The organism is Thiobacillus sp., from assembly GCF_024708915.1.
Genome location: NZ_JANJXQ010000272.1, coordinates 1 through 2,091, shown reverse-complemented (window position 1 = coordinate 2,091; position 2,091 = coordinate 1). Strand labels below are relative to the sequence as shown.

Below are 2,091 nucleotides of genomic sequence, written 5' to 3'. Positions count from 1 at the left end.
TATCCCGACCGTATAATCCTGTTCGATTCGCCGCCGCTGCTGGCGACCAGCGAATCGAGCGTGCTGGCCACCCATATGGGGCAGATCGTCATGGTGGTGGAAGCCGAAAAAACCTCGCAGGAGGCGGTGCGTGAAGCGTTGCGGCATATCCAGTCATGCGAAGTGGTGGGCATGCTGCTGAACAAGACCACCCCGACCCCGGGCGCAGATTACTACTATGGCTACTATGGCAGTTCCGGCAAATAAGCTTCGACCAGACAGCGCCAGCCCGGTGCCATACAGACAAACTCCCCGGGCAGGCGCTTTTCCTGTTTTCATGGCGTTGGCCTTCGCCTCTGCCTCAGCCGTCGCCGATTGGCGCTTCGAGCCGACCCTGAACGCGTCCACCATTTACACCGACAACGTCAACCAAAGTGCGACCAAGCCTGAAGACGCAGTGATTCTGAGCGTAACGCCGGGCTTCACGCTGCGCTCCGAAGGCTCGCGCCGGGTGCAGGCCACCATGCGCTATGGCCTGACCGGCGTGGCGCGTTTCGGCGGCGACGAGAGCGACGACCTTTACCACAACCTCAATGCCGTCGGCAAAGCCGAACTGGTCGAGGATTTCCTGTTCGTCGACGGCAGCGCGCGCGTCTCGCAGGAACTGATTTCCTTGCTGGGCTCGCCCGCCGACGCCGAAATCAACAACCGCAACCGCGCCACCGTCGGCACCTACTCGATCAGTCCCTACATCCAGAAACGCCTCGGCACTTTTGCCAATGCGCTGGCGCGCTACACCGCCAGCGGCGCGATTTTCGAGAACGATGTCGCCAACGATTCCAGCTCGAATTCGTTTTCGGCGGGCCTGAACAGTGGAACCCGTTTCGACGATCTGAGCTGGTCTCTCGATTATTCGATCCGCAAAACGGATTACCGCAAAAGCGCGGACACCACGTTCGAGCGCGTGAGCGCCACGCTGGGTTATGCGCTGTCGCGGAAGTTTCGTGTGTTCGGCACAGTCGGGGAGGACACGAACGAGTATCTCAGCGCAACCGACACCAGCGGCTCGTTCTACCGCGCCGGCTTCGGCTGGTCGCCCACGCGCCGCACCAGCTTCGAGGCTTCCGGGGGCGAAAGCTATTTCGGCCCGGTCTATGGCCTGTCTGCCAGCCACAGGACACGCCAGACCCGCTGGGATGTGCGTTATTCGGAGGACGTGAGCGATATTTCGCGCCTGGCAACGGATTTCAGCAATCTGCAGGCCGTGACTGCATCCTGCCCAGCCGGGACGGTGCTTCCTGCCAACCCGGCTTTGCTCGACCTCATCAATGCAGGGTGCGACGTGAATCTGTTCTTCGGTACTGCGCTCGCCAACAACGTGTTCATTTCCAAGCTGCTGACGGCCGGTGTAGCCTGGGACGTGGGCGCAAAAACGACCGTTTCGCTGCGCCTGTCCGACCTGACCCGCGAGTTCCAGACGGCTACGCAAGGCGAGGACCGGGTGCGAATCGTCTCGGGCACGCTCACCTATCGCCTGTCGCCGCAGACGTCCGCAACCGGTGGCCTGTCGCTCACCCGTAACAGCCTGGACAGCACCGCCGCGGGCGGCGCGGCCCGGGAGGACGACATTCTCAGCTTCAGCCTTGGCCTCAACCGCCGTTTCACCGACCAGCTCAACGGCGCGCTGGTTTTCCGCCATACTCAACGGGATTCAAACGCCGCGAATTCGGACTACGACGAAAACCGGCTCACGGCTACGGTCGGCATGCGCTTCTGACCACATTCCGCAATGGCACAGCCGTTGCTTCGCATTTTGTGCGCACACGGGCTGTGCCCCACTCAGACAACGGAACGTCCATGTACGAAGACTATTACCGCTTTAGTGCCAAGCCTTTCCAGCTCAATCCCGATCCGCGTTTTTTCTACGGCTCCAAGGGACACAGGCGGGCGATGGCGTATCTGGATTACGGTTTGTCGCTGGGCGAGGGCTTCATCGTCATCACCGGCGAGGTCGGCGCAGGCAAGACCACGCTGGTGCGCAACCTGTTCCGTCAACTCGATGCCCACAATCTGGTGGCCGCGCAGCTGGTGTCGACCCAGCTCGATGCCGAA

Annotated in this window: 2 protein-coding genes and 1 pseudogene; all 3 read left to right on the top strand. The window is 61.6% G+C overall.

The annotated features are described in order from the left end of the window. Positions 1 to 246 (top strand): annotated as a pseudogene (locus Q0L94_RS17620) (protein tyrosine kinase); the annotation flags it as partial. A gap of 70 nt (positions 247 to 316) precedes the next feature. Beyond that, on the top strand, positions 317 to 1,756 hold the full coding sequence (locus Q0L94_RS17615; RefSeq protein WP_296755944.1) for a TIGR03016 family PEP-CTERM system-associated outer membrane protein: 1,440 nt from the start codon (positions 317 to 319) through the stop codon (positions 1,754 to 1,756). A gap of 80 nt (positions 1,757 to 1,836) precedes the next feature. Beyond that, positions 1,837 to 2,091, top strand: a 255-nt coding sequence (locus Q0L94_RS17610) for an AAA family ATPase (RefSeq protein ID WP_296755942.1), incomplete at its 3' end; no start/stop codon positions are given.